This is a genomic window from Paenibacillus sp. FSL M7-0656 (genome assembly GCF_038003225.1).
GTDB lineage: Bacteria > Bacillota > Bacilli > Paenibacillales > Paenibacillaceae > Paenibacillus > Paenibacillus amylolyticus.
On the sequence record NZ_JBBOOT010000001.1, the window covers coordinates 1,455,294 to 1,481,625 of the forward strand.

Genomic DNA, 26,332 nt, shown 5'->3' on the forward strand with positions numbered 1-26,332 from the left:
TTACCCTTGTTTAACGAGACGTTGCATTTCAGCTGCAACTGCCGCTTTGTCTGCTTGTCCTGTGATACCGCCGCCTACAATAACCAGATCCGGTTGTGCTTTGATTACTTCTGGCAATGTTTCCAGCTTGATTCCACCAGCGACAGCCGTTTTAGCATTTTTCACAGCAGCTTTGATCGTTTGCAGATCTTCGAACGGGCTTTGTCCTTCAGCTTGTAGGTCATAACCTGTGTGTACACAGATGTAATCTACGCCAAGCGCATCAATTTCACGAGCACGTTGTTCCAGGTTAGGCACGTTGATCATGTCTACAAGAACTTGTTTGTTTTGTTTCTTCGCTTCTGCTACTGCACCTTTGATCGTACTGTCATTGGTTGCCCCAAGCACAGTGATTAGATCCGCACCAGCTTCAGCTGCTTTCATGATTTCATAACCACCAGCATCCATGATTTTAAGGTCTGCAAGAACTTGCAGATTAGGGAATGCTTCTTTCATTGCTTTAACCGCGTGCAAACCTTCATTAATAACGATTGGAGTACCAATCTCAACGATATCAATATATTGTTCAACCTCTTTAACCAGTGCGATACCTTCAGGGATATTTACCAAGTCAAGCGCCAATTGCAATTTCATCATTTATTTCTCCTTTGTTGTTCAAGTATGATTCGTTCCTGTAAAAATAATAATCAGATATTTAGCCTGCACCAATTTGTCTGTTCAGATGCATGCAGTGTTTGTTTTGGCTACTCACTCATTGTAGACCCTGACTATCCATTCAGGAAGTACGCACTTTGAAGTGGGGTAGTTACTTGGGGGATACTATTGATAATTATTCGTTGTTAGGTGAATCAAATATAGAATTAATCCTCTATTCCAATCCACATGCTTACAGCAGAACAGCAGCCTAATCATCCAATTAGATATTCAATATAAAAGACCCCGCCACATGGCAGGGTCTTTATCTTTATTGTTTCATTTTCAATCCAGCCAAAGCTGGTTTAGAAATTTATCATTTTACAGATATACAGGTTTCACGCATACCGGCTTGGATACACCTGTGCTGTGACCAGTGTATTTCAGACGTCCGCTCTCCTGATCCACCGTGAATGTCACGAGGTTGTTCGTATCGCGGTTAGCTGCGATCAGCAATTTGCCGTTAGGTGTCAGCGCAAAGTGACGCGGGTGCTCACCTTCTGCAGATACATGCTCAACCAGTGTCAGGTGACCTTTGTCTGCATCTACTGCAAATACAACGATGCTGTCATGTCCACGGTTAGAACCATATACATAACGCCCATCATTGGAAACCGTGATTTCGGCTGTTGTATTCTCTTTGCCATCATATCCATCAGGCAGTGTGGAGACTGTAGACAATTCAGTCAACGTACCCGCTGCTGCATCATATTTGAACGAAGTAATGGAAGAATCCACTTCGTTGATGACATAAGCGAATTCACCATTCGGGTGGAATGCCAAGTGACGTGGGCCTGCTCCCGGATGTGTTTTGGTTTCACTGTGCAGCACAAGTTCATTTTTGTCTGCATCAATAGAATAGATCGCGATGTTATCTGCGCCCAGATCCTGTACCATCATGTATTTACCATCTGGGCTGAAGAATGCGGAGTGAACATGTGGCTTGTCCTGACGTTCAGGATGCGCACCTTGTCCTTCATGTTTCTTCTCGTCCAGAAGCGCTCCAACTTCACCGTTATCCGTCAAGGCTTGCAGACCTACCAGACCACCGTGGTAGCTGGAGAGGATCAAGTATTTGCCGGAAGGGTCACGCTGGATATGACATGGCGGAGCTGAAATGGAGTTATTCCGGTTCAGCAACGTTAATTTTCCTGTAGAAGGATCAATGCTCAGAGCTACAGCTTCAGACATTTTGTTGCCTTCAGCTGACGCTGTTTCACCAATCGCATACAGTTTATTACCCTCAGCATCCACGTTGACAAACGTTGGGTTTTTCACACCAGCGATGCCGTCAAGCTTGGACAAGCTGCCTGTATCCTCATTCAATTCATATGCATAAATGCCCTCATTTTCCGCTTCGGCGTAAGAGCCAGCAAGTACGAGCAAGCGTTTTGATTCACTCATTACAGTTTCCTCCTCTATGTGTATGTAATCTTGTTGCACCTCTTCTATAATAAATCTGCCATATCAAAATAGCAATCCGCTGTCGCTACCCATCAGGGAAATCCTTAGTTAAGCAAGGCGATTACTACACATCATCATACTGAAATCCATTCATATGAGATGCATCTTCTGCTATGATAAGATAGGTTTTTCATCCAGAAGGGACTGAATTGCATTGCTTCACTCATTTTTACTCACCTTATACCATGTGTTCTTGCCGATATCACTTCCCGTGATCGGAGGTATTCTGTTAAAACGCTTTAAAAATTGGGATACCCGGTCGCTCTCGACCTTTTCCCTTTATATTTTGAGCCCTGCGCTCATCTTCAATACATTGCTGCATGCAGAGATTACCTGGACGGACGTCACCAGCACGTTCTGGTTCTCTATTATTAATCTGATTGCTCTGTGGGCCCTCGCCGAGCTGTTGAGCCGGGTGTTCCGTCTGGGTGCAAGCGAAAAAGCGGGTCTCACCCTCGTCTCCACGTTTACAAACTGCGTGAATTACGGGCTCCCGCTTGTACTGCTTGCCTTTGGTCAGCTTGGACTGGACAAGGCTTCGGTCTACGTCATTGGACAGATGATCATTGTTAATACGGTAGGTATCTTTTTTGCCGCGAGATCCGAATTCACGGTGAAAGATGCGATCCTTTCCGTTTTCCGCATGCCATCCATCTATGCTGCTGGCATCGCCATTGTGCTACGTGCATCCAATCTGAGCCTGCCTGAAGCGCTGGATGGAGGGATCTCCATGCTGGCTGCGGGATACTCTCCTGTCGTTCTCGCCATTCTGGGAGCACAGATGCTCAGACCAAAAGGTGCAACGGTGCCTTGGCTGCCCAATGTACGCCGAGCTTTCTGGACCGGGCTTGTGGTCCGTCTCGCAGCTGCGCCAATCCTGTCCTGGCTTATACTGACCGCTCTTCAGGTCGAAGGTACGTTGTTCAGTGTGCTGCTGATCCTCGCATCGATGCCGACCGCAGTGAACGCCGTTATTTTGGCTGAACAGTTTAATGCTTCTCCGCAGTTTGTATCCCGCTGTATTCTGTGGACCACCGCAGCATCCATGTTGATGCTGCCCATTATGATTGTGATGGCTTCCTGATTAATACCGGAGGTGATACCGAAGCGATATCCGCTTGGCGGCGTTTCTCCAGCCGGCGTTCATAACGCCGGTTGAGCGCTCTGACGTAGAAGAATTTCACGACAAAGTACGAAATCACACCCAGAATGACACCAAACACGGACATGCCTGCCAGAATATCTAGTCCACCAAGCAACAATTCACTCACGGCCGACCAGTTACCGCGAAACAGCTCCATGAATGCACTCTCATGTACCGGTCCATGTCCCATGCTGTGCGCAGGCAATATCCATGAGCCAATTTGTTTCGCGAGCGGCATCAGGATAATAGGTAAAAACGTAAGTTTCCCGATCACATTACCAACAATGGCTGCTGGCACCGAACCCCCAGACAGTCGCACAATCGGATAAAATACGAGATAGATCAGGGAAGCCGTCGAGATCACGATCAGTTCCAGTCCGAACCCTATGGCAAATCCGGTAGATACTTTATGGGCACCTCCGGGAGCACGTAACAATTTGAGAAAATTCAGCTTCATAGCACGTGTTAAACGTACCCAGCGGTTAGTCTTGCGCTTCTGTGTGTTCATACCGAATTACTCCTTATTTTACACAAATGACAACTTGAATCGTCTATTCTTCAGTATATCACACCGCGTTAGCACCTGTAGTAACAACGACCGGCTGTGTCTCCATCTGGACATTACCTGCCACCGCTCGGGAGATCATACAGGAGGATTCAGCCTTATGCGCCAAGCGCTCAGCCTTGGTCAGATCCGCCTCAGAGGCATCTGCGCTGAGCACAATCCGAGGTCTATGTACGATCCGTTCGTACGTAAATACGTTATTTGTAACATCTACCGTTGCTTCCGATTCAAGCGTTAATTCATCCGGCGTAATATCCGAACGCTCCAGCATCGCTGCCAGCGTGATCAGGTAACAGGTGGAGGCTGCACCCAGCAGCATCTCGTCCGGGTTAGTTCCCGTACCGGGTCCGCCCATCTCCTGCGGAATCGATATGACCGTTTTTAATCCACCTGCATCGATTGTTCCCTCACTGTTACGCCCACCATTCCATACCGCTTTCAGATGAAAAGGATGTTTCATGACATTCATTCCTTTCTTGTTTACACACGTATACACGTAATATTCTGCTCAATCAATGCGCTAACGTGCTCTTCGTCTACACCCTGATCTGTAATCACTTTCCCCACACTGCTCATCTCAGCAACTCTGGTAAACGCCTGTATGTTAAATTTGCTGGAATCTGCAAGTAAAATGACCTCATCCGCAATATGGATCATTTTCTGCTTCACCAAGGCCTGTAATTCATTGGATTCACTGATGCCTTTGGTCAGATGCACTCCTTTGCAAGACAGAAATACTTTATCCACATGATAGGCATCAAGCGAACGTTCCGCCAGCGGTCCTACAAAAGACAGTGACTTCGAAGCCAATTGCCCACCTGTGGCAATCACACGAATCTGCTCCTTGTTACTCAGCTCTGCGGCGACCTTAATCGAGTTGGTTAATACCGTCAGTGGAATGTTTGGCAATCCTGCCGCCATATACCACGCCGTTGTACTTGCATCCAGGGCGATCCGGTCGCCGGATTCCACCATTTTCACCGCTTCGCTTGCAATTCTGCGCTTCTCTTCTGCATAGGCTACAGCCCGTTCCGGATACGGAATCTCCGACTGTAACTCATCCTTGTATTTTACGCTGACCGCCCCGCCATGGGACCGTCTGAGCCTGCCCGCCTGTTCGAGCTTGTCCAGATCACGACGAATCGTCTCTTCCGTCACCCCGCAGCGCTCACTAAGTTCGGTCACACGCATGCTGCCTTGCGTATCCACCCATTCCACTATTTTCTCATACCGTTCAGCTACGAGCATATTCCTTCACTCCAAACCGTTGATTATCCAGTTAATCCTGTTCATCCATCATACCACAGAGCGATGACAAGGAGAATTTGGACCATGTGCAAAAAGAGGGAGCTTTCGCCCCCTCCATTCCAGTTCTGAAGTGTATCTTATTTATCTTCTGCCATAGGGAACCAGCCCGGTGTGTGGATGATTGCATTCCACAACCCGTCAGGGATAACCAGACGTTCCTGATCGGATTTGGTCAGAATCGTCTCAATATCTTCTTCCCGTCCGCTCTCGATTTTCTCAACCCAATCCGGTTCAATAATCAGCTCACGTCCAATGGCAAGCAGAGGTACTCCCGTTTGAAGCGCCTCAGCGGCCTGATCAGCCGTATGAATCGAACCTACACCGATCACAGGCAATTTGCCGTTCACACGATCCAGGATGAATTCCATTCTAGAACGTGTATCTGCTTCGCCACGTCTTGGCTTGGACCAGAATTCGTTCAGGGAAACGTGCAGGTAATCCAGATTTTTATCTTTCAGCGCATCCACTAGTAGATACGTATCTTCCATTGTGAGTCCCGGTGTTTCCGGTTCTTCCGGGGAGAAACGGTAACCAATGATGAACGGCAGTTTGGTATGTTCGGCAACCACTTTCTGAATCTCATCCACTACAGCAAGTGGGAATGTCAGACGTTTCTCGACACTACCACCCCAACGGTCTTCACGTCGGTTGGAATGCGGGGAGAAGAATTGCTGGATCAGATAACCATTAGCACCGTGAATCTCAACACCATCAAAGCCGGCTTCGATTGCACGACGTGTCGCTTCACCAAAGTCTTTGATAATCGAAGTAATCTCGGCATCCGTCAACTCTCTTGGTTCAGGAGAGCCCGGACGCTCACTTGCAACCGCACTAGGAGCAACTACTTGACCCGCAGGTACAGCTTGTTCAGGAGTCAGACGGCCCGCATGGAAAATTTGCAATACAGCTACGGAGCCCTGTTGTTTCATGGTATCAGCCAGTTTTTTCAGACCAGGAATGAAGCGGTCGTCATATACGCCAAATTGAGCCGGGAAACCAATGCCTGTCTCTGTTACATGCCCTACAGCCGTAATTGACATGCCCGCACCACCGGTGCGACGTGCATAATAAGCAAGTTCAGCGTCGGATATCGTACCATCAGCATTCGAGGACATATGAGTCATGGGAGCGAGCACGATACGGTTTTTCAGTGTAATGCCAGTCGGTAGTGACACTTGTTCAAACATCTGGTTAAACTTTGGATTCATTCGTGGTTCCCTCCTGATTATAAATATCTCTTTTAATAGATATATGAATATATGCGTTCGCTTACTGTAATGATTATAGTTACGTTTCACTGCAATTGCAACTTTTCATTTTCAGAAAGGAAAAAAAGAGCAGAGTGTCTCCAGACTCTCAGCCCTCTTCATTTTCTTCACATCTTCCAAAGGATACTCAGAAACTCCGAACGTAAGCCAGCTTCTGATCCATCTCTTCTACGCATTCGTAACAATCGTGTTCATCGTTGGCGACCATTGGGGTTACTGGATACAGATTCATCTCTGTACTGTTATACGATTTCAATAGCGGTAACAACTGAGTCACCCGTGTATTTGCCGGGTCAAGCCAGGTGTTGATCTCTTCTTCGGAAAGGATCGCTGGCATTTTACTGCCAAACTCGCGTGTAACCATATTTGCGCCTGTCATAAGCATCGTGCAGGTCCGAAGCGGCTCTTTCCGTGTATCTCTCCACACCTCATATAACCCAGCAATCCCAAACAGGCCACGATCCGGCATAACAACACGAACCGCATAACTTTTTTTGCCCTCTTGCCGCCAGTAATATAATCCATTGCAGGGAATAACGCAGCGCTTGGTCTCTACCAGTTTGTAATAGGAAGGATTCTCATGCACCGTCATGAGGTTTGCGTTAACGGCATCACGCCCCCAGAATGGAATGAACCCCCACCGGAACTCATCCAGTACACGCTCACCATCCTGATGCAAAATAATCGGCGTATGCTGGGTTGGACTGATATTGTATCGGTTTTTGTAATAATACATCACTCGCTGAATCTTGAAATGATCTCTGACATCGTCCAAATCGGCTGCCAATGAAAAACGGTTGCACATGTTCAAGCACTACCTTTCCCTATGAGAAGTTGAACGTATTGTTTGTAATTTTAGGGAAATTATTCATGAACATTGAACAGGAAATGACTTATTTTGACACCATTAGGGTCGGATCAAGATATATTTCATGTTTTTCACGACAAAAACAACGACCTCGGACTCATTTCAACTCCAATATTACTTGTTACTATAATAGAGAATAAAATACATTTATTGGAGGTTTTAAGTATGAAAAGGAAGTTTTTGATGAGCATCATGTTGTTCTCAGCGATTGCGATGTTTGGCAGTACCATCTATGCGGCAACCTTTCTGACCTACGGTTATCCCAGCACCACCATCCCCATTCGTACGTATAATTACGCCGCCGCATGGCAGACTCCCATGGACGCTTCCCTTACCAACTGGAACAATGCAGGTGCCAAAGTTAAATTCACCAAAACAAGTAACTCCCCAAACATCATCACCGCAGGAAACTTCAATAATACAGCATATGGTGTCAACTACGCCTCCGTATCCGGCAGTCAAGTCGTAAGCTTCCGCATCGAACTCAATGCATCCACAATCACCCCTGACGCGACCAACTTATCCAACTTCATTCAAAGCGTATTTGTCCACGAACTCGGACACTCCATCTGGCTCGGTGACAACCCGACAACAAGTAGTCCTTCCATTATGTCTTACTCCCGTAACCGCAATTCCATGACCCAACCCCAAACTTTTGATATCAATAACGTAAAATCCAAGTACTAATCCGCTACGAACTTATCCCAAAAATCCAAGGAGGATTCCTGTCCATGAACAAAAATCGAGTATTAACGCTGCTTCTCTCTTCCATTTTCATTTTATCTGCTGTTGGATGTTCTTCTGTTACACCTACCGCGTCCCCATCCGATGCACCCATGACCATTATTGCTTCTGAAGATCACCCGAGTTATGGCAGCATTGGCGACCTGTCCGAGAGAGCAAATACCATTGTGAAAGGTAGTGTTGTTGAGACTCGTGTGGAAGCTTTAAACGATATCGTACAAGTTACTGATGCTGCCAATGAAAACGAGTTAAACCCTGCGTCCGATCCGGGCGGAGAGCCAGCTTCTTTTGACAAAATCTATACGATCCACACGATTCAGGTCGCTGAATCCTATAAAGGCGGTTACACTGCCGGGGAAAAACTTGAAGTGAAGCAACTTGGGGGACAACTTGGTAACACCGAGATTATTAATGATGACAACCTCAAGCTGATTCCTACCAAAGACTATGTACTCTTCCTGGAAACGTATGAAGACACCCCTGCCAGCCTGCTCAACTCCGTTCAAAGTCTCTACGTGATTAAACCTGCCGCCAAGTCGAATCAGCCTGGTCAGCAACAATCACAGTCAGAAGTCATTGTGAGCGCAAACCCCGAGAATGACCTCACACTGCAACTGGAGGATCTGCAAGAAATTCAGAACGAACAAAAGAGCGAATAAACTCTTATACGGTAATCACACCACACTATTATTTCATCTCCGTACAGGCCCTAATCCCCTCTACTGTTCAGTCCTACATAAGAAAATGAAAACCGTGCTGCTCAGCAAACTGGGCGGCACGGTTTTTTGAAGTTCCTTATTTAGACGGTGTATTAAGTCCAATAATCCATTCAGCCAGATCCTGTGTCTGTTTCAACAAGGCAATAGGGTCACGGAACCAGGATTGTTCTTCCGTCCATATGTACACTTTTCCATTTTTGATAGCAGGCAATGAACCCCAGATCGGATCTGCCTGAAGGTCTTTCAACTGAGACTTGCTGGTCAGCACAATGTAATCTCCAGCGTATTTGGAGAGCAGTTCTATGGAGAATTCATGATAGGCGCCCTGCATCAACTCGGATGGAATGTTCTTTGGTGCTTGCAAACCAAGCAATTCGTAGATGTTACGCCCTCCCCGGCCCGACTGATTGCCAAAAATGAAGACTTGGCGATCATATTCCTGCATAACGGAGAATGTAGCATCAGCTGGAACAACACTCTGCACCTCCTGCTTGATTTTGGCAATCTCCTCATCAAAATCAGCCAGCCACTTCTCTGCTTCCGCTTCTTTGCTAAGGACTTTACCGAAATAGTTCACTTCGTCCTTGAGTGTCGGAAAAGTGATGGATGCGATCGAAACGGTCGGAGCAATCTTGCTATATTTCTCATAAGCCGCCTTGTCCGGATTCAATGTAATAATGAGATCAGGTTCCAGCTCCATCAATTGTTCAACGGAATCCCCTATCGTTTCAAGACCATCCATGTGACCTTCCAGATAAGGACTGTTCATTAGAAATTGGCCTCCACCAATCGGTTTGACACCAAGAGCAAGCACCGTTCCCAGATAATCTATGGCAGCAACTCGCTCGGGATGTGCAGGAATCTCTACCTCACCAAAGGTCGTATTTACCATTTGGGTCTCCACGACTGCCGGTTGTTCGGGTTCAGCCGCAACTTCGGATGTTTCTGCCCCCTGCTGGGCTGTTCCACAAGCACTCAATGTGAGTACAAGCGCAAGCGACATAATCGCTGATTTAAAATGGTTAAACATGTTGATTTCCTCATCTCCCTTATATTGATAATGATTATCATCATCAATTAAAGGATAACGTTCATCCCCTCCTGTTACAATGGATTGATTTGTTGCATTTAATGTACTTTTTGAAACTGATTTCGAGTTTTCCTGCTGCTTCAACCGATATTGCCCTGGTGTGATTCCAGTCTCTTTTTTGAATATACGATTGAAATAAAACGGGTCCATATAACCCACATACGCAGCAATCTCCTGTAATGAAGCTTCTGTGGACGCAAGCAGACTCCTTGCCTCACCCATTCGTAACCGAATCACATATTCTGTCGGTGTACATCCCGTCTGTTCCTTGAATTTGCGTGATAAATATTGCGGACTGTAACTCAAGGACTGGGCAAGCGAATCAAGTGAGATGGATTCCCGGTAATGAGCTTTGATATATCGCAAAACCTGATCGGTAAGCGAAGGCTGTTGAACTTCGTTAGACATGCGACTCCGCTGTAACAAGACAAGCTGTACCAGTTGAAAAAAATACACTTTGACCTGAATTTTGCCCACTCGCTCCTGCCCTGACCAGCATTCATGTATATTCCGCACAAGCTCACGCAGCTCAAGTGTATGATCCGGCACTGTCGCCCAGGACTCTTCAAACGGATTACGCTGGTTCAACATCATTCGGTACTCCACAAGCACATTGGAGGGCAAGGTTGATTTGTACAAAATCAGATGTACCTCCATAACCCCTGTCGCTTCAAGTGTCAGACGTCTTCCTTTTCCCCCATGCAGCAACAAGAACTGGTTTGTAGTCCATACCTCTTCATCAAGCCAGACCTGCCCCCTGCCTTGAACATACACAAATGCACTCGTCGGTAACACATAATTGCGTATGAACTCGTGTGTTGCGAGTGATATAAGACGCACATCAAGCACGCGAACCTGAACCTGATCCCACAGCTTGATGTCATTCTGAATTCCCATATAAACTCCCTCTCCTAAGCGATCAAACACACACAATACCTTGGCATTGTGACTAAAAACCCACCTATAATTGATAATGATTATCAATTATAACAATGATGCAACCATCTTTGAAGCCTACCTTCGTTTTTGTTAGATGCCGCAAAAAAAAAAAACGGTCGAAATCCCTCATAGAGAGATCTCAACCATTCTAAAATTATGGCCTTATTATGTTTTGATAAAGTCAGTTGCCCTTCTCTACTCGACAAAAGACAGTAAATATCCGTATCGTTCTTCCTCCATCTTGTCTAGCGGAATAAAGCGGATCGATGCACTGTTAATGCAGTAACGTTTGCCACCACGATCTTCGGGACCATCATCGAACACATGCCCGAGGTGGATGTCACCTGCCCGGCTTCGTACCTCCGTGCGGTCCATACCAAAGCTCGTATCCGTTGTATAGGTAACAACCTCAGGTACAATCGGTTTTGTAAAACTCGGCCACCCGCAACCGGAATCATACTTATCTCGACTGGTGAATAACGGCTCTCCCGTTGCAATATCCACATACAGACCGGGCTCCTCATTATCCCAGTATTCGTTACTGAACGCATGCTCCGTATCATTGTTTACCGTGACCGCATACTGTTCGTCTGTTAAACGTTCCTTTAATTGTTCATCTGTTGGACGTGGATATTGAGCGGGATCAATTCCAATCTCCAGGTCATCCAAAACAGTCATATCAATGTGACAATATCCGTTCGGATTTTTTTCCAAATAATCCTGATGGTACTCCTCCGCCAAATAATAATTCTGCAGAGGCATTACTTCCGTTACAATGGGTTGGTCATATTTTTCTTGCTCTGCCTCTACAGCCTGCTCGATGATTTTGGCATCTTCAGGCAACGTATAATATATGCCAGTCCGATACTGAACTCCACGATCATTGCCCTGCTTATTCAAGCTGGTAGGATCAATAACTCGAAAATAAGATTCAAGCAATTTCTGCAAAGATACTTGCTGCGGATCATATTTTACATGAACAGTCTCCGCAAACCCCTGGTCCCCGCGAATAACATCCTCATATGTTGGATTCTTTCCTTCACCGTTGGCATAACCGGAAGTCACATCCTGAACCCCTGGAATACGAGCCATATATGCCTCCACACCCCAGAAGCAGCCTCCTGCCAAGTACAGGTTACTCAGGTTTTCCTCAGAGACACTCGAAGCCTTGACAGGTTTAGTGGATATCGAAGATGAAGCTGAATGGCTCTCAGCCCTGTTTCCACAAGCAGACACAACTATCGCTATAACAAGGAGGCACAGGCACAGCAGCGTCCTTTTCATGACACTTCCTCCTTTCTCACAAAATCTCTTGTAATGACTCCATGATCTGTTCATTGGATGCATGCCCTGGCTGCGATTTCGTTAAAATACCATCAGAGCCAATATAAAAGGAACTAGGATATGCTCTTACGCCAAATTTCTTGGCCCATACACCTTTCTCATCCAAAAGAACAGTTATGTTATCATATGGCTGTTGGTCAAACCATTCGGTAAACGCTTGGGAGGATTTCTCTCCTTTGTAGTCCGGCGTCACAATCGTAATGACTTGAAAATCATTGTTTTGACCAGCCAGATTGTTCAGGTCTTCCAAACCCGCAAGGCAGATGGAACACCAGGAAGCCCAGTATTTCACATACACTTTCTTGCCTTGAACATCAGAAAGTCCAACCGTGTTTCCTTTCAGATCACGCAATGAAAATTCAGGAGCCGTCTCTCCCTTGTTCATCATGGTTGACGAACTCATATCGGATGTTGATGCTGGGGCTGATGATGACCCCGTTTGTTTTGATTCAGTTTGCTGTGATCCACATGCGCTCAAGATCAACAGGGCTCCAGCGAATACGATTACAGATACCATCCATTTCCGTGCCGTCTTCATACCAAATTCCTCCAATGATTATTGAAACCAGGTCACCAAGCTGTTTAGTCGGTCTGTCATTAACAATAGTCCCATGACAATAAGAATACAGCCGGAAGTTATTTTGATGACGCCCATGTACTTGTATAAACGACGTATCCGCTTCATAACATATTCCGAAAAAACGGACAGAATCAGGAAAGGAATCGCCAATCCAAGGGTATACAGGAACATGAGAAACCCGCCATACAGTGGAGAGCCTTCTCCTGCGGCGATACCAAGAATGGCCGCCAGCACAGGCCCGATACAAGGCGTCCAGCCAAAACTAAACGTTAGACCCAACAGGAACGCTCCGACATACCCTCCCCGTTTGGCTTGATTGCTTGACAGCTTCCTCTCCCGTTCCAGCCAGGATAGCCGGATCAACCCGGTTTGATAAATCCCAAAAAGCACCACGATGGCTCCGCAGATCGCAATAAACACAGGACTTGAGATCAAATTACCAACCATGCCGGAACCAAAACCGAGTAAAACAAATACCAGGGACAGCCCAAGAACAAATAAAAATGTCCGAAAAACAAGTGTGGACCGCAACCGAACCGAATGGGTGTCAGGCTGCTGCTGATTCGTACCGTTGACCATGCTTCCGGATAGATAAGACACGTATACCGGGATCAGCGGCAGAATACATGGCGCAAAAAACGATAACAATCCTGCACCAAAAACCCCGAAAAGAAAAACCAAATCACTGGTCAAGTCATTCACCACCTGAATAAATACTACGTTTGATTAACCAAGGTTAACGACTGACGTAGATCGGAAGCGTGAACCAGAAGCAGCTTCCTTCTCCTTTTGTACTCTGAACCCCGATCTCGCCACCATGGAGTTCCACAATTGATTGAGCGATGGCAAGGCCAAGCCCGGCCCCCCCATTACTCTTGCTGCGTGATTTGTCAATTCGATAAAAACGTTCAAATATACGCGAAGTCTCCTCCGCTTCAATGCCTTCCCCTTCATCCGTAACTGAAATTCGTATAAACGGCCCCTTTTCTTCGGCAGCCAGAATGATTTTTCCTTCAACAGGAGAGTATTGAATGGCATTTTGCAGCAAATTGGAAAGGACCCGCTTCATTTGTGCAGGCATCATGACCGCGGCTGGTAATTTATCGGGCAAATCGATTTCAACGTTCAGCGTTTTCTCGGCGAGATGAAACGAAAAACTCTCCAACGTACTGAGCAGCAACTCATCAACGTGACAAGGCTGAGGGTCAAATACCTCCCCTTGCGCTTCCAGGCTGGATAATTCAAACAAATCTTGAATAAGCCCTCCCAAACGCTTCGTTTCAAGTCGTATCGTGTTCAGGTAACGTTGAAAGGTTTCTTTATCCTTAATGACATCATCCTCCAACGCTTCGACGAATGACTGAATGGATGCCAAGGGAGTCCGTAAATCATGGGAAACATTGGCGATCAACTCTCGTCTCGCGGTTTCTGAGTGATGTAGATGATCAAAGCTTTCCTTCAACTTGGAACTCATTTCATTAAATTGCTGTGCCAGGAGCTTAAATTCCTGCGTACCGATGAGAGGGACTTCCGTATGGAAATCCCCTTCGGCAATTCGTATTGTCTGCTGTGTAATTCGCGCAATTGATTTCTCTAATGGCTTAGTCAGCAAATATTGAAGAATAAACGAAAGTAAGCCTACCCCTGCCGTTATAGCCGATAACCAATACAATTGTTCGATCGTAAGTAACATTTTGGAATAACTGATGAACAAACAAATTAATAATACGCCAATGCCCGTGAGACTGGACAACACCAAGTATGTGCGAAGTTTCATGAACTACCACCCGCAAACTTGTATCCTATGCCCCAAACTGTTTTAATATATTTTGGATCAGAAGGATTCTGTTCGATCTTCTCTCGTAATCTCCGAACATGTACAGTCACCGTTGTTGTATCTCCCTCATAGCTAAAATCCCAAATCTTGCTTAACATCTGGTTACGGGAGAACACCTGACCCGGGTGACTTGCCAGCAAATACAACATCTCAAACTCTGTAACGGTCAATTCAATTACCTGCCCGCTGATATGCACTTCACGCTTGGTAAAATCAATGGTAAGCCCTTCATAATTGATCGTATATTCAGATGTTGTAACAGGTGATGCCTGTGCAGTTCGCATTCTCCGCAGGATTGCCTTTACACGTAAGACGAGTTCTCTCGGACTGAATGGTTTGGTCAGATAATCATCCGCCCCCATCGTCAGTCCCATCAGACGGTCCTGTTCCTCACCACGGGCCGTCAGCATTACAATGGGCACATCCTCAGTTTGCCGAATCTCGTTGCAAACTTCCCAGCCATTCTTATGTGGCATCATCAGGTCGAGCACAATCAAGCTTGGCGTTTGGCTGTGCCACAGCTCAATAGCCTCCAAACCGTCCTTAGCCGTCACGACAAGATAACCTTCGCGTTCCAGATACCTGCGACAAACGTCCGTAATATTTGTATCATCATCAGCAACCAGTACACATTCATTCAAACGAACCCACCCCATATTCCAGAAAATACATTTGAGCCAATCATATCATATGGTGATGGCAATGCTTAGCCCTTAAATTACTTCATTCCCATGGCTGGCATCATGTATTGTTTAATTACAGACTCAGCCGCATACGAATTCCCTTCATAGATGACAGGCATCGATTTCAAGTTAACTTGCATACCGTCTACCATAATTTTTTTCGATCCAATCCACAATTTAATCGTTTTCCCCGCAGGCATCATCGTTTCTTCCATCATCATGTCGTCTTTCATCATCTTATCGTCTTCCATCATCTTGTCATCTTTCATCTTCATGTCGTCTTTCATCATCTTATCGTCTTCCATCATCTTGTCATCTTTCATCTTCATGTCGTCTTTCATCATCTTGTCATCTTTCATCTTCATGTCGTCCATTTTGCCCATATACATCAAAGTTACAGATCTATCCTTGCTGTCCCACACAATGCTGTAATCATACATTTTCGCCGCCTGTCTCAATTGAACAAGCTCCATGCCATCCTTTTTAATCGTTTTCATATCTGCAGCACTTGCCAATCCAGAAAAGGCCATAGACATCACCAATACCGCTGCTACCATCACTTTTTTGCTCTTATTTGTTTTCATCATTCTTATCACTCTCCATTCGTTTATTACTTACATGGATTACAATAAGCAAGACAGCTTACGATTCTCTAAGCGAATTATTACGAAACCATTACGATATATAAATGGGGTCAGGTTTCAATAAAAAAACGGTTGAAATCTCTCTTACGAGAGACTCCAACCGTTTCTTCTAGGTCAAACGAATAAAATCAATCATGGATCGAACCTCGATCGGTCCCGGATTTGATATCACATCATTAGACTGCAATCCCTCTCTGGAAGTGAACTGCACCTTCACCGGAATGCCAGGAATCAAGTCGAAGAAGTTATCTGAGAAGACACCCTCCACATCCGAAGATAACCATACCTGTTTAGCAAGCACGTCACTTTCCAGTACCAGATGAACGCCGTTTTCATCCGCTCCTCCGCTTACATTGATGGTTGCAGGCTGTAGAGCAAGGTCTTTGGACGGAACAAAATAGTGTTCCTGTACGATATTCGTCGCACCTTCCTGTTTCAGATCCAGGCGCAGCAGCGTGTTAGCTGTATCATGACCTCCAAGCCATTCCGCGTTACGTAATGACAGCACTCGATCACCTGTATTAGATGCCAAGGTCACGTCATGTGTTTCATCACGATGCACCGTTCCATCGAACCCGAGCAAACGAATCTGTAACTGACCTTTTACAGGTTGTAATTGATCCGAGATGATATATATATCTGTTGTATCTTCTTTTGTTCCATCTACCGATACCAACACATCGCTGAAGCTGCGTTTCGCATAATATTGCAATGCTTTCCAACGACCAAGGTAGTCCATACCTGCCCATGAAGCCACCGGCCAGCAGTCATTCATTTGCCAGTAAAGTGTGCCCATACAGAATGGTTTGCGGCGACGGTGCGCTTCAATGGCTGTCTTCATTGCTTCCGCCTGAAGCACCTGGCTCATATACAGGAACGATGGGAAGTCCTTCGATTCATGCATGTACATATCCATGTACTGTTTGATCAGACGATTACCTGCCCCATTCTTTTGATGAGCCAGCATGACTTCCGACTCCAGAGCCAGATCCTCTTCTTCTGCGTAAGTGCGTACTGACTTGTACTCCGGGAAAGACTGGAATCCGTATTCACTCATGAAACGACCCACATGCACGTTGTAGTTCTCGAATGGTTCTACATTGTGCCACACGCCCCAGTAGTGGATATCCCCTTCAGCTGTGGATGGGTGCGCATGCTGCGTCTCATCCCCTGTCAGTGATACCAGTGGTGAGGAAGGCCAGTAATCCACACCTGGCGCATATGCTTCAACGACTTCTGGCAGCAAATCATGGAAGATGGCTTCGTAATCGGCCCAGATGCTTTCACGCTGCTCGGCAGTAAATTCCTTTTTCCAACCCCAGCCACCATTCTCAACATAGTGAGCCCAAGCCGAATCAATCTCGTTGTTCCCACACCAGAGTGCAATACTTGGATGGTTGCGCAGACGTTTCACATTATCAATCGCCTCATGTCTCACACTGTTCAGGAACGCTTCATCTCCTGGATACATGCTGCATGCAAACATGAAGTCTTGCCATACCAGGATTCCGTATTCATCACACAGTTCGTAGAACACATCCTGCTCATAGATTCCGCCACCCCACACGCGTAGCATATTCATATTAGACTCGGCTGCGGATACGATCTCATGACGATAACGTTCATGAGTAATTTCAGTGATGAAGCTATCATTTGGAATGTGATTGGCCCCTTTGGCAAAGACCGCAACACCATTTAGTTCAAAGTAAAAGGATGCTCCTGCTTCATCTTTGTCACGTACCAGCCGAATGGAACGAAGCCCCGTCTTCACTGTAGATTCAGCCACAGCTCGCTCACCTTGAAGCACTTCGGTAAGGAAGGTGTACATATGCGGATCACCAAGCCCACGGCTCCACCACAGTTTCGGTTCATCAATAGAGATTGGAATCTCCACAGTCTGAGTTCCGGGTTGTAGTGATACGGATCTTTCCCATCTCTGTCCATCTGCGCCGATACGAATAATCGTATCTACCGCTTGTGATGTCTCGACTTCCACAACAGCTGTTAATGAAGCTGAGGTAGCGCTTACTTCATTTTGCTGGATATACACATCATTGATTCGTACCTGTGTCCAACCTTCAAGACGTGCTTCACGCCAGATCCCACTGGTTACAAAACGCGGACCCCAGTCCCAACCATAGTGATACGGGGCTTTACGTGCAAAAATACTTACTCTCTTGTCGCCAAGTCCACCAACATCGGACTGATCATTCGATGCAGGTAATGCATATCCGAGCTTCTCCAGCTTAGGCAGATCTTCCTGAATTGGTGACCGAAAACGTATTCGGAGAATGTTGCCGTTCCCCTTCAATACAGACTTTACATCTGCCTTCCATACCCGGAACATATTATCTGCTGATAACACATGCACATTATTCACATACACATCCGCATATGTATCCAGACCATCAAACACCAGTTCCAGATTTTCCTGGGAGAACAACCCTTCGGCAACGTCAAATTCCGTCTGATACTCCCAATCTATCTTATCAATCCATTGTACTTCCTTCTCGTTTGTTCCATAAAAAGGATCTGGAATCTTGCCCAGCTTCAGCAAATCTGTATGCACACAGCCGGGCACCTGAGCCGGCATCCACTCTTGATCTTCGCAAGCCTTGAACGTCCAATTCTGAAAAACATGTGATTGTATTGTGCTCATGACAGCCTCCATTGTTGTTAGAGTTGGTAAATATTATTTTGTTAGGTTTTGTTATTATAAAAACAAATAACTTACAAAACAAAATTAACACGATATGCTTCTTATAGTCAATCTGTTTTGTGATTTAATTTGTTAAACAATCTCTGCATAACAAAAAGACATGAAGCTCTAACCTCTCCATGTCTTTCACCTGATTTCATTTACCCGTATGATCATTGTTAAAATGAGCCCGTAAATTCATATCCCATTACAGTATACTGGCGTTATATTCATCACGAATAATTAATTCCGAATAGATCAGCTTGCGTTCATAAGGTTCATCCAGGTGTTTGATCCGCCACAATAGCTGGTCTACTGCTCTCGTTCCCAGATTCTCTTTGTTAATATGTACCGAAGCAAGTATGGGTTCATCCGTCTGCGTATTGTCAAATCCGGTTACGGCACAACGTTCAGGCACCTGAATGCCTCGACTTTGGAGTGCCTGAATGACAATAACAGCTGTATGGTCATTTGCACATACGATAACTTCAGGGATATCCTCCAGCTCCATTTCAGCAATGGATCTCCGGATCTGATCATACTCTGGTCCCAGCAAGCCGTCTTGCTGTTCCCCCTCCAACTGTTTCTCTTCCAGCACCATACGATATCCAAGCCAGCGTTCTCTAAAACTTGCTGCATCGGGCAGTTGCCCGGCAAACTGGAACCTTCTATACCCTTTACCAACGAGCATGAGAACCAGTTCTTTCATACATTTCATATTGTCCGTAAAAACCGAGTCTGCGTATATGGCAGGGTCTTCATGATCCACCATGACAAGCGGAATACGCAGTCTGTAAATCTCCAGCAATACCGATGTCGAGATGGTGCCCACGGTAATGACTCCGCTGATTGCTTCGGGATTAAGGACCGAGAACATCCGATCTGAAGAGGGTTCTGTCAGCGTTAAAATATCCATCCCCTTCTCATTCAACCTCTCAGAAATGCCATCAAACACAGGCCCCCAGTATAAGGAAGCTCGATTCTGAGAACGAATGTTGGGGAACAAAATCAATATGGTGCCTTGTCGCTCCGCTTCTGGCTTCATCTCCGTTGATATCTGTGTCTCCCCCGGATAACGCTTAGGCTCAGTTCTGAAATACCCGAGCTGCCCCGCTGTTCTGACAATCATCTCGCGTGTATGCTCACTCACACCAGGCTTGCCCGTCAGCGCACGGGAGACTGCGAATTTGGATACCCCCGCAGCATCCGCAATTTGCTGCATCGTTACTCTTTTGGCCATCCTACTCACCCGTTTTTCCTAATTTTCCATTCAGTGTAGCATAAAAAACAAAAATCAACAAAACAAGGTTATGTTATTCTGTTTTTGTTAGGTAGTAGTTTATCTGTTTCACAAGGTGTGCGACATAACCAAAAAAAGGCCCTCTCCCCACCTTCCATAGAAGATGACGAAAGGACCCTTTGTCCGCCAATTATACGCCTGGTGCTCCCTGATCGCCGAGTTCCGACTGTAAAACCGGGCGTTTTCTGCGCCAGAAGATAGGCTGTGGAAGTTTGATCTCTGTGATCAGAACACCAACCAACATCAAAGCTGCTCCCGCATACCCTTGCAACGTTAGCGATTCCCCTTGAAAGGTAAATGCAAAGGCTGCTGCAAACAGTGGTTCGAGTGAAAAAATCAGACTTGTTCTTGTGGGAGAGGCATGACGCTGCGCGAGTGTCTGCAGAATATACCCCAAGCCGCTACACAACACACCTAACCCGAGAATGGCTGCCCAGGATTCAGCCGTATCGGGCATACGTGGCGTTTCCAGCATAAATGTAGCTGCAATTCCCCACATCGCCGCAACACCCAATTGAACTGTTCCCAATGTTAACGGATCAAGCTTCGGTGTAAACTTGCCAGCAATCATTATATAGATGGCATACACAAGTGCTGCTAGTATGCAGAGAATATCTCCCGTGTGCAGACTAAGCTGATGTTGAAGCGTCAGCAAGCCAAGACCGGTAACTGCAACCAGGATACTGAGCGTCAATCGTTTATCCGGCATACGACGATGCTGGATCGTCGTCAGGATCGGTACAAAAATAACGGCCAAACTTATTAGGAATCCCGCTTGAGATGTCGTGGTTCGTTGCACACCATAGGTGATGAATACAAATGCAGCGAATAAAGCTGTCCCCATAATAGCGCCTGCCACAAGTGTACTGCGATCCATCTTAAACAACCGCCGATGAAAAAGAATCCCTGCCGCAATAAAGGCAATTCCAAAACGAAATGCGACCAGATTCAATTCTTGCATGGACTCCAGGCCCGATTTCATAAACAGATAGGAAGATCCCCATATAACCGTTGCGAGCAGCATCTGTATGTCCGCTCTTCTTGTTGTCTGACCTTGACTAACCTGTACACCATTCATCTTGCTTCAACCTTCATTCTATGTATTCTGATCTGTGTGATCGTGCGTCAAACTAACTCGCCTTGGCAAGTATAAACCATCTCTTTGCATTATTAAAATGAATATTTATAATGGATTATATGAAATAAACTCATGCATCAAAAATGGAAGGGAACGGAACCATTCATGTCACTGATCAAATACGAAATTTTGAATACCGTTGTGGAATATGGCAGTCTCACCAAAGCGGCAGAAGCGTTAAACATCACCCAATCCGCAGTCAGCCATGCCATCGCCAGTCTGGAGACAGAATGTGGTTTTTCCCTGCTCCATCGCAGCCGCTCAGGTGTGCGGGTTACCGCTGAAGGGGAACGCATTCTGGGATACACACGTGAGATTCTGCGCTGGACGGAACTCATGAACCAGGAAGTCTCCCTCATTCGCGGCGCTGAGATTGGTACGGTGCGTATTGGTACCTTCGCAAGTGTCTCCACACAATGGCTGCCGGGCATCCTGAAACAATTTCGCCTGCGTCATCCCGGAATTGAGATTAAGCTGTGGGAAGGCGATTATGCTGAGATTGAGGGCTGGCTAGCTGGAGGTGCCATCGATCTCGGATTTCTATCCCTCGGCGATTCATCACCTTTTGAGACGATCCCATTACAAAAAGACAGGATGATGTGCATCCTGCCTCTGGATCATCCTCTCGCCTCAGAGGAGTCTGTTTCGTTTGATGTTTTACTGGAACAACCCTTTATTCTGCCCAAGTGGGGCGGAGATAACGAGATTGAACGACTGATCCGGCAGCATGCGGCCAAGCTCAATGTCGTCTATGAAGTAGCCGAGGATCAAGCCATTATGGCGATGGTCCGTAATGGCCTCGGTATCAGCCTGCTTCCGGAAATGGTTCTTCAAAATCATACCGATTCACTCGCGCTCGTGCCACTCTCTGGAGATCCTTATCGTACAATTGGCATGGCCTGCCCATCTTTGGGCAATCTATCGCCAGCTACGCGGCGTTTCATTGAAGAGGTACAACAGTGGCTCGGCCAGGTAATGTAAATTTGGAGAACTCACTACCTGTCGTCATGATCGACTTTTTCTATCCATTACTCACATTACTCACAAATTGGATAACACCAAGACTCAGCAACAGTACAGATATAATCGCAATCGTGATGCCAAAACCAATCAGGAAGCGCACGCCAGGTGAGCGTTTGCCCTGTTGGCTCTCTCCCAATCTATCCAGCTTCTGCTCAATTTGATCCAACCTTTCATTTACCTGTTTCAGATCTTGATTGGAGTTCATTCATCCATCTCTCCCTTTTCTGTGTATTCGATCTATTCCCACACCCGATCGAGCTGATCTGCGTAGTAACGGATTGCTCTGTTATAGTCATTGATTCTCTTGTCACTTGATGTGTCCGCAAGTTGCACGAGCAGTCTTTGCATCGCTTCTGCATGTTCACCCAGATTATAGAGCACCATGGCATAGAAAACTTCAAATTCCCGGTACGCCGGGAATTCTTTCATCCCTTTTTCAAACCAAACCTTTGCCTGCTCATACTGTCCAAGCGTTCGATATGTGCTGCCCAGCCCGAGTATTGCCCCTGCTCTGTCCTCACCAGAAAGACCAAGACTTAGTGCCTTCTCATAATGCGGGACAGCTTCCCGCTCCAATCCAAGCGAATCATGTGCCCAAGCCAGCTGATACCAGACATTTGCATTTTCGGGTTCCTGGACTGTAATCTCTTGCAGTAGTTCAATCGCTTCCTGCACCTTGCCTTCTTGTCTCCATTGCACGGCCTGTTCCAAATTGCTCATGCTGTCACTTCCCATCTTGCATTATAAATTCCACTTATATGATTCAATTGTTTTATTATACCAAAAAAGCACCCCAGAGAATATGTTGTAACAACTCAAGGTTGTCCAAACGCTATTCCATCGTGTGCTTTTTCATTCTTTGCAGCTTGTTATAAAAAATGGACTAAAGCATATTTCCACTGGACACTTCGATGACAGAACAACCTTCCGATCGCTGTTATCCCCGGATTTTTCGAATCATTTTAACAAAGGTGAAAATCCGGGGATAAGCGTATGCTTTCGATGCAGCTTTCTTTCAGAAAGCTTTTAGGCGAACGCTTTCGCTTCTTCAGCTTCTTTCTGTCCTCTCCGTTTTGTGTAAATGTTTAGTTCAATTTATATAGCTTAAGCTAAAATCTCTCTGAAAATGATCTGTTCATCGTCTAATTAAGACCATACCGTATTCGCTACCATAACAATAAATACGAGCATGAGATAATTAACCGAGATCAGAAAGTTCACTTTTGCCCATTTCTCATCATCCTGTGTCTTCAGTCCGCTAAGTGTATGCACAAACCAGATCAGTCCACCGACCAAAGATACAATCAGAAATACCAGACCTACGTAGTCGTAATAATACAACAGAAATACAGCAGGAAGCAGCAGAAAAACATAAGGAATCATCTGAAACTTGGTGCGTTTCACCCCTTTAACCACTGGCAACAACGGGAAGCCCGCAGCGCGATACTCCTCTACCCGGCGAATACCCAATGACCAGAAGTGTGGTGGTTGCCACAAGAATAATAGTGCAAACAGCAACCAGGCACCTGCATCAATCTCATTGGTTACAGCCGTATAACCGATGACAGGCGGCATCGCTCCGGCAATTCCACCGAGCGACGTGCTCCACGTTGAACTGCGTTTCAACCACATCGTGTAAATCACGATGTAAGCGAACCATCCAAGCAGTGCCATCCACCCTGATAACGGATTCACCAGGAAATACAGTACTGCTACTCCCACAACACCTAGGATAATGCCATAGCCAAGTACAAACCCTGGCTTCAGATGGTTAATGTAATCCATCCTTTTTTTGGTGCGCTCCATCTTTTGGTCCAATTCACGATCCCAATAATTGTTGATAACACAAGCTGAAGCAATAACCAAAGTTGATCCAATCACGACCATGAGCAGAGATAACCAGTTGATATCCCATTTTGAAGCTACCCAGAATCCTACCGCCACCGCAAACACATTTAACCTTAGAAGTCCGGGCTTAGTTAATGCAATCATGTCTTTAAGCATGAGGCTCCTCCTGAACTATGTAAAAACGCCATTCCAATAATGATACATGTACCTACCATTAATTACAATCGCTTTCATGAATTTGTCATAACCAAAAAGCATCCCTCACCGTTCCAATGAACAGGAGGAATGCTTGATGATGAATTTCATCTTATTTTATGGGATGTATTGTTGCACAATTTTAGTAACTTTTCCGTCCTGCACCGTCAGATGATACGGGAATACGGATAGATCAAGAATACGGGTATTCTCATACAACGATTCGAACTTGGATAATGCCACAGGTTCATTCCACTGAATGTCTGCGCCCTGCATCGTACCATCCCGATCATACAACTGCATCAATACTTCAGCATTGGCACTAACCTCAACTTGTTCCTGCTCTTTGCTATCGTTGACAATATAGTAACCATCTGGAGCACCGTCTATACCTGCTTCCGGATTGCGCTGTGCAAAAATCGCATCGGCCTCTTCACCCTGATACCAGCCAATCTTGTCCACTGTCATAAACAATTTGCCGTCTTCTATATGCATACCTTCAACATAGGCTGTAAACATCTCGGAGTTTGCAACTTGAGCTTCTTTCGCAGAAGTTTGTTGAGCGTCCGTACTACCTTGAGCATTCGCAGGGGTAAGTAAATATGTAGTCAGCACAATCATACCAAGTAAAGCAACAACTGCACCGATCATTCCTAGTTTCCATTGTTTTGTCGCGTTCTTCATAGGTAACATCTCTCCTTAATATGAACGTTACTATTCCTTAACCGGAAGTCTTGCTTCTCAAACGCTCATGTGAACTATCGATTCCAACGTTCTTTCTTTTCCTATCATACTTCGAACAGGGATTATAAAAGTATCAGCCAGATTAAAAATAGTTACAATGTACGTCATTACTCCTGTCTGTAGTCTCCGTAAACGGCAATAACCCCTGAAGGCATCGCCATTCAGAGGTTATTTATTAGGGTGTGTCTTTTAAACTCAGGCAAGTGATACGTTGAAGGATATCTGTGTCCAAATTATCTTGAAGTCCAAGCTACCTAGTCCAGACGAATGGTCCAGATAACTAAGGAATCGAGGACATCTTATTTGGCCATCTGGCGCCCCTTTTATTTTGTAAGGAACATGAGACACGTTATTTGCCAAAATTTCCTGGAAATACGCTATTAACGGCTGTTTATACCAATATAACGTGTGTCAGATTCCTTAGATTGCTACGGGACTTTCAAACCCCTGAATAAGACGTCACAGGTTCGTTAGCGCTCCCCTCTCTATGCCCTGCTCCAGACACGCTCAGAGTTACGCTCCAGCTTTTGGCAGGTTTGAAGACCAGCTCAAAGTATTTCTTATGCTTAGGCATAGGCATAGATGCTAATCTTAATGATTGGGTGTGGAGCTTTGTGCCAAACGAACGAGCATATGAGCCAGCATGTGACGTTCATCTTCCTTGCCGACATTCCACAGCTCCTGCAGCAGTTTTTCTTCACGATTACGGGGTTCCTCCCGAGCTGCCAGATAATCTGCTACTTTCTCGGCAATTTTGGCCATCTGCTCCTCACTTAGTCCAATCGATTCTCCCATGGCAATTCGCTTACCCAGGTATTCTTTGAATGCATCAAAGTTCTGTAAAATCTGTTCTCTTTCTTCCGGCGCAATCTTCTCAATTGCATTGTCCACCTTGTCAGTTGATACTTGGCCATCTTTATGGATTACATGATTTTCTTCATTCATCTGAATAACCTCCTGCATAATAGTTATTTATTGGTTTCAAGCTTTAAACTTAATACTCATTGGTTATCTATAATATAAACGTATTGCAGAAGTTTAATCAGTACGTTCAATTCTGTATATATCTTCTATATATGAGCAAGTACACGTTTCAAAAGAACTACAGTGGTTAATCGTTTACATATACGTAACGGTGTTTGGATATGTTAATGAACACCTTATACAATATCGAACCAGGAGGGATTTCCCATGCGTGATAAAACCAAACATGAGAAGACAAACGATGAACTTGAACCAGGAGTGAATACCGTTATCCATCCAGACAAAAACAATCCCGGACCAACCGATATGATCGAAGGCGTGGTTGGTGATATCGTGGACAACATTCGCAAAGATTTCTCACATAACTCGAAGGACAAGAGTTCTTCTTCCAAGTCAACGGATTCATCGGATAAACAAGCGTAAACCTTTTCTCCCTAGCAAAAGATAGCTCAAAAAGTCCTCCTGCCACATGCATGGCTTGGGAGGACTTTTTTGGTAATGAGCAATGGAAT

27 protein-coding genes are annotated in these 26,332 nt (G+C 45.6%); 5 read left to right on the forward strand and 22 right to left on the reverse strand.

Annotated elements, in window-relative coordinates:
• Positions 1–633 carry a 3-hexulose-6-phosphate synthase gene (hxlA, locus tag MHI01_RS06045; RefSeq protein WP_036670570.1) on the reverse strand — a complete coding sequence of 211 codons (633 nt, stop codon included), beginning with the start codon at positions 631–633 and terminating at the stop codon, positions 1–3.
• A gap of 381 nt (positions 634–1,014) precedes the next feature.
• Entirely contained in the window at positions 1,015–2,097 is a 1,083-nt protein-coding gene (locus MHI01_RS06050) for a lactonase family protein (protein WP_076327805.1), read from the reverse strand.
• Positions 2,098–2,311: 214 nt separating this feature from the next.
• Between MHI01_RS06050 and MHI01_RS06055 the strand changes: the two genes are divergently transcribed.
• Complete coding sequence (locus tag MHI01_RS06055) at positions 2,312–3,241, forward strand: AEC family transporter (protein WP_340982758.1); 930 nt, start codon at positions 2,312–2,314, stop codon at positions 3,239–3,241.
• Here MHI01_RS06055 and MHI01_RS06060 read toward each other — a convergent pair.
• From MHI01_RS06060 to MHI01_RS06080, 5 genes are all read right to left on the reverse strand, one after another.
• Positions 3,219–3,809: a DUF2062 domain-containing protein gene (locus MHI01_RS06060; protein WP_340982759.1), complete on the reverse strand. Its 591-nt coding sequence runs from the start codon at positions 3,807–3,809 to the stop codon at positions 3,219–3,221. The two genes, MHI01_RS06055 and MHI01_RS06060, sit on opposite strands and share 23 nt — an antisense overlap.
• Before the next feature lie 58 nt (positions 3,810–3,867).
• Positions 3,868–4,326 (reverse strand): OsmC family protein, encoded by a 459-nt coding sequence (locus MHI01_RS06065; RefSeq protein WP_074094724.1) that lies wholly within the window; start codon positions 4,324–4,326, stop codon positions 3,868–3,870.
• 20 nt (positions 4,327–4,346) lie between these two features.
• The gene (locus MHI01_RS06070; protein ID WP_340982760.1) at positions 4,347–5,114 is read right to left on the reverse strand and encodes a DeoR/GlpR family DNA-binding transcription regulator; all 768 of its coding nucleotides are present in this window, start codon (positions 5,112–5,114) and stop codon (positions 4,347–4,349) included.
• A gap of 137 nt (positions 5,115–5,251) precedes the next feature.
• Positions 5,252–6,382, reverse strand: coding sequence for an NADH-dependent flavin oxidoreductase (locus MHI01_RS06075; protein ID WP_340982761.1), 1,131 nt, complete (start codon positions 6,380–6,382; stop codon positions 5,252–5,254).
• 187 nt (positions 6,383–6,569) lie between these two features.
• Positions 6,570–7,247 (reverse strand): SOS response-associated peptidase, encoded by a 678-nt coding sequence (locus MHI01_RS06080; protein WP_036608866.1) that lies wholly within the window; start codon positions 7,245–7,247, stop codon positions 6,570–6,572.
• 228 nt (positions 7,248–7,475) lie between these two features.
• Between MHI01_RS06080 and MHI01_RS06085 the strand changes: the two genes are divergently transcribed.
• Together MHI01_RS06085 and MHI01_RS06090 are read left to right on the forward strand one after the other, a co-directional pair.
• Positions 7,476–7,997 (forward strand): hypothetical protein, encoded by a 522-nt coding sequence (locus tag MHI01_RS06085; RefSeq protein WP_127546191.1) that lies wholly within the window; start codon positions 7,476–7,478, stop codon positions 7,995–7,997.
• Between the two features lie 44 nt (positions 7,998–8,041).
• Positions 8,042–8,713: a hypothetical protein gene (locus MHI01_RS06090; protein ID WP_127546188.1), complete on the forward strand. Its 672-nt coding sequence runs from the start codon at positions 8,042–8,044 to the stop codon at positions 8,711–8,713.
• 136 nt (positions 8,714–8,849) lie between these two features.
• On the opposite strand, the gene MHI01_RS06095 is transcribed toward MHI01_RS06090, so the two are convergent.
• From MHI01_RS06095 to MHI01_RS06140, 10 genes are all read right to left on the reverse strand, one after another.
• Positions 8,850–10,760, reverse strand: coding sequence for an AraC family transcriptional regulator (locus MHI01_RS06095; protein WP_340982762.1), 1,911 nt, complete (start codon positions 10,758–10,760; stop codon positions 8,850–8,852).
• Positions 10,761–10,997: 237 nt separating this feature from the next.
• On the reverse strand, positions 10,998–12,086 hold the full coding sequence (msrB, locus tag MHI01_RS06100) for a peptide-methionine (R)-S-oxide reductase MsrB (protein ID WP_081745905.1): 1,089 nt from the start codon (positions 12,084–12,086) through the stop codon (positions 10,998–11,000).
• 16 nt (positions 12,087–12,102) lie between these two features.
• Positions 12,103–12,684, reverse strand: a complete 582-nt coding sequence (locus tag MHI01_RS06105) for a redoxin family protein (protein ID WP_036609013.1) — start codon at positions 12,682–12,684, stop codon at positions 12,103–12,105.
• Positions 12,685–12,702: 18 nt separating this feature from the next.
• Positions 12,703–13,428, reverse strand: coding sequence for a cytochrome c biogenesis CcdA family protein (locus tag MHI01_RS06110; protein WP_442789456.1), 726 nt, complete (start codon positions 13,426–13,428; stop codon positions 12,703–12,705).
• A 34-nt stretch (positions 13,429–13,462) separates the two neighbouring features.
• A complete protein-coding gene (locus MHI01_RS06115; RefSeq protein ID WP_036670551.1) occupies positions 13,463–14,503 on the reverse strand; it encodes a sensor histidine kinase in 1,041 nt (346 codons plus the stop codon).
• Positions 14,500–15,204, reverse strand: coding sequence for a response regulator transcription factor (locus MHI01_RS06120; RefSeq protein ID WP_340982763.1), 705 nt, complete (start codon positions 15,202–15,204; stop codon positions 14,500–14,502). Before MHI01_RS06120 ends, MHI01_RS06115 begins: the two co-directional genes overlap by 4 nt.
• 77 nt (positions 15,205–15,281) lie before the next feature.
• Positions 15,282–15,833: a hypothetical protein gene (locus MHI01_RS06125; protein WP_340982764.1), complete on the reverse strand. Its 552-nt coding sequence runs from the start codon at positions 15,831–15,833 to the stop codon at positions 15,282–15,284.
• Positions 15,834–15,999: 166 nt separating this feature from the next.
• Entirely contained in the window at positions 16,000–18,549 is a 2,550-nt protein-coding gene (locus tag MHI01_RS06130; protein ID WP_340982765.1) for a beta-mannosidase, read from the reverse strand.
• 247 nt (positions 18,550–18,796) lie between these two features.
• On the reverse strand, positions 18,797–19,828 hold the full coding sequence (locus MHI01_RS06135; protein ID WP_100528793.1) for a LacI family DNA-binding transcriptional regulator: 1,032 nt from the start codon (positions 19,826–19,828) through the stop codon (positions 18,797–18,799).
• 190 nt (positions 19,829–20,018) lie between these two features.
• On the reverse strand, positions 20,019–20,966 hold the full coding sequence (locus tag MHI01_RS06140) for a DMT family transporter (protein ID WP_340936197.1): 948 nt from the start codon (positions 20,964–20,966) through the stop codon (positions 20,019–20,021).
• 165 nt (positions 20,967–21,131) lie between these two features.
• Between MHI01_RS06140 and MHI01_RS06145 the strand changes: the two genes are divergently transcribed.
• Positions 21,132–22,007 (forward strand): LysR family transcriptional regulator, encoded by an 876-nt coding sequence (locus tag MHI01_RS06145; protein WP_253507762.1) that lies wholly within the window; start codon positions 21,132–21,134, stop codon positions 22,005–22,007.
• A 40-nt stretch (positions 22,008–22,047) separates the two neighbouring features.
• On the opposite strand, the gene MHI01_RS06150 is transcribed toward MHI01_RS06145, so the two are convergent.
• The 5 genes from MHI01_RS06150 to MHI01_RS06170 all read right to left on the reverse strand — a co-directional run bounded on the left by MHI01_RS06150 (position 22,048) and on the right by MHI01_RS06170 (position 25,781).
• Positions 22,048–22,254 carry a hypothetical protein gene (locus tag MHI01_RS06150; protein WP_340982766.1) on the reverse strand — a complete coding sequence of 69 codons (207 nt, stop codon included), beginning with the start codon at positions 22,252–22,254 and terminating at the stop codon, positions 22,048–22,050.
• 32 nt (positions 22,255–22,286) lie between these two features.
• Positions 22,287–22,769, reverse strand: a complete 483-nt coding sequence (locus tag MHI01_RS06155) for a tetratricopeptide repeat protein (protein WP_127546157.1) — start codon at positions 22,767–22,769, stop codon at positions 22,287–22,289.
• A 426-nt stretch (positions 22,770–23,195) separates the two neighbouring features.
• Positions 23,196–24,053, reverse strand: coding sequence for a heme o synthase (gene cyoE / locus MHI01_RS06160; RefSeq protein WP_340982767.1), 858 nt, complete (start codon positions 24,051–24,053; stop codon positions 23,196–23,198).
• 156 nt (positions 24,054–24,209) lie between these two features.
• Complete coding sequence (locus MHI01_RS06165) at positions 24,210–24,776, reverse strand: hypothetical protein (RefSeq protein ID WP_340982768.1); 567 nt, start codon at positions 24,774–24,776, stop codon at positions 24,210–24,212.
• A gap of 651 nt (positions 24,777–25,427) precedes the next feature.
• On the reverse strand, positions 25,428–25,781 hold the full coding sequence (locus MHI01_RS06170) for a DUF3243 domain-containing protein (protein WP_036609024.1): 354 nt from the start codon (positions 25,779–25,781) through the stop codon (positions 25,428–25,430).
• Positions 25,782–26,027: 246 nt separating this feature from the next.
• Between MHI01_RS06170 and MHI01_RS06175 the strand changes: the two genes are divergently transcribed.
• On the forward strand, positions 26,028–26,243 hold the full coding sequence (locus MHI01_RS06175) for a hypothetical protein (RefSeq protein WP_036670540.1): 216 nt from the start codon (positions 26,028–26,030) through the stop codon (positions 26,241–26,243).
• Positions 26,244–26,332: the final 89 nt, after the last annotated feature.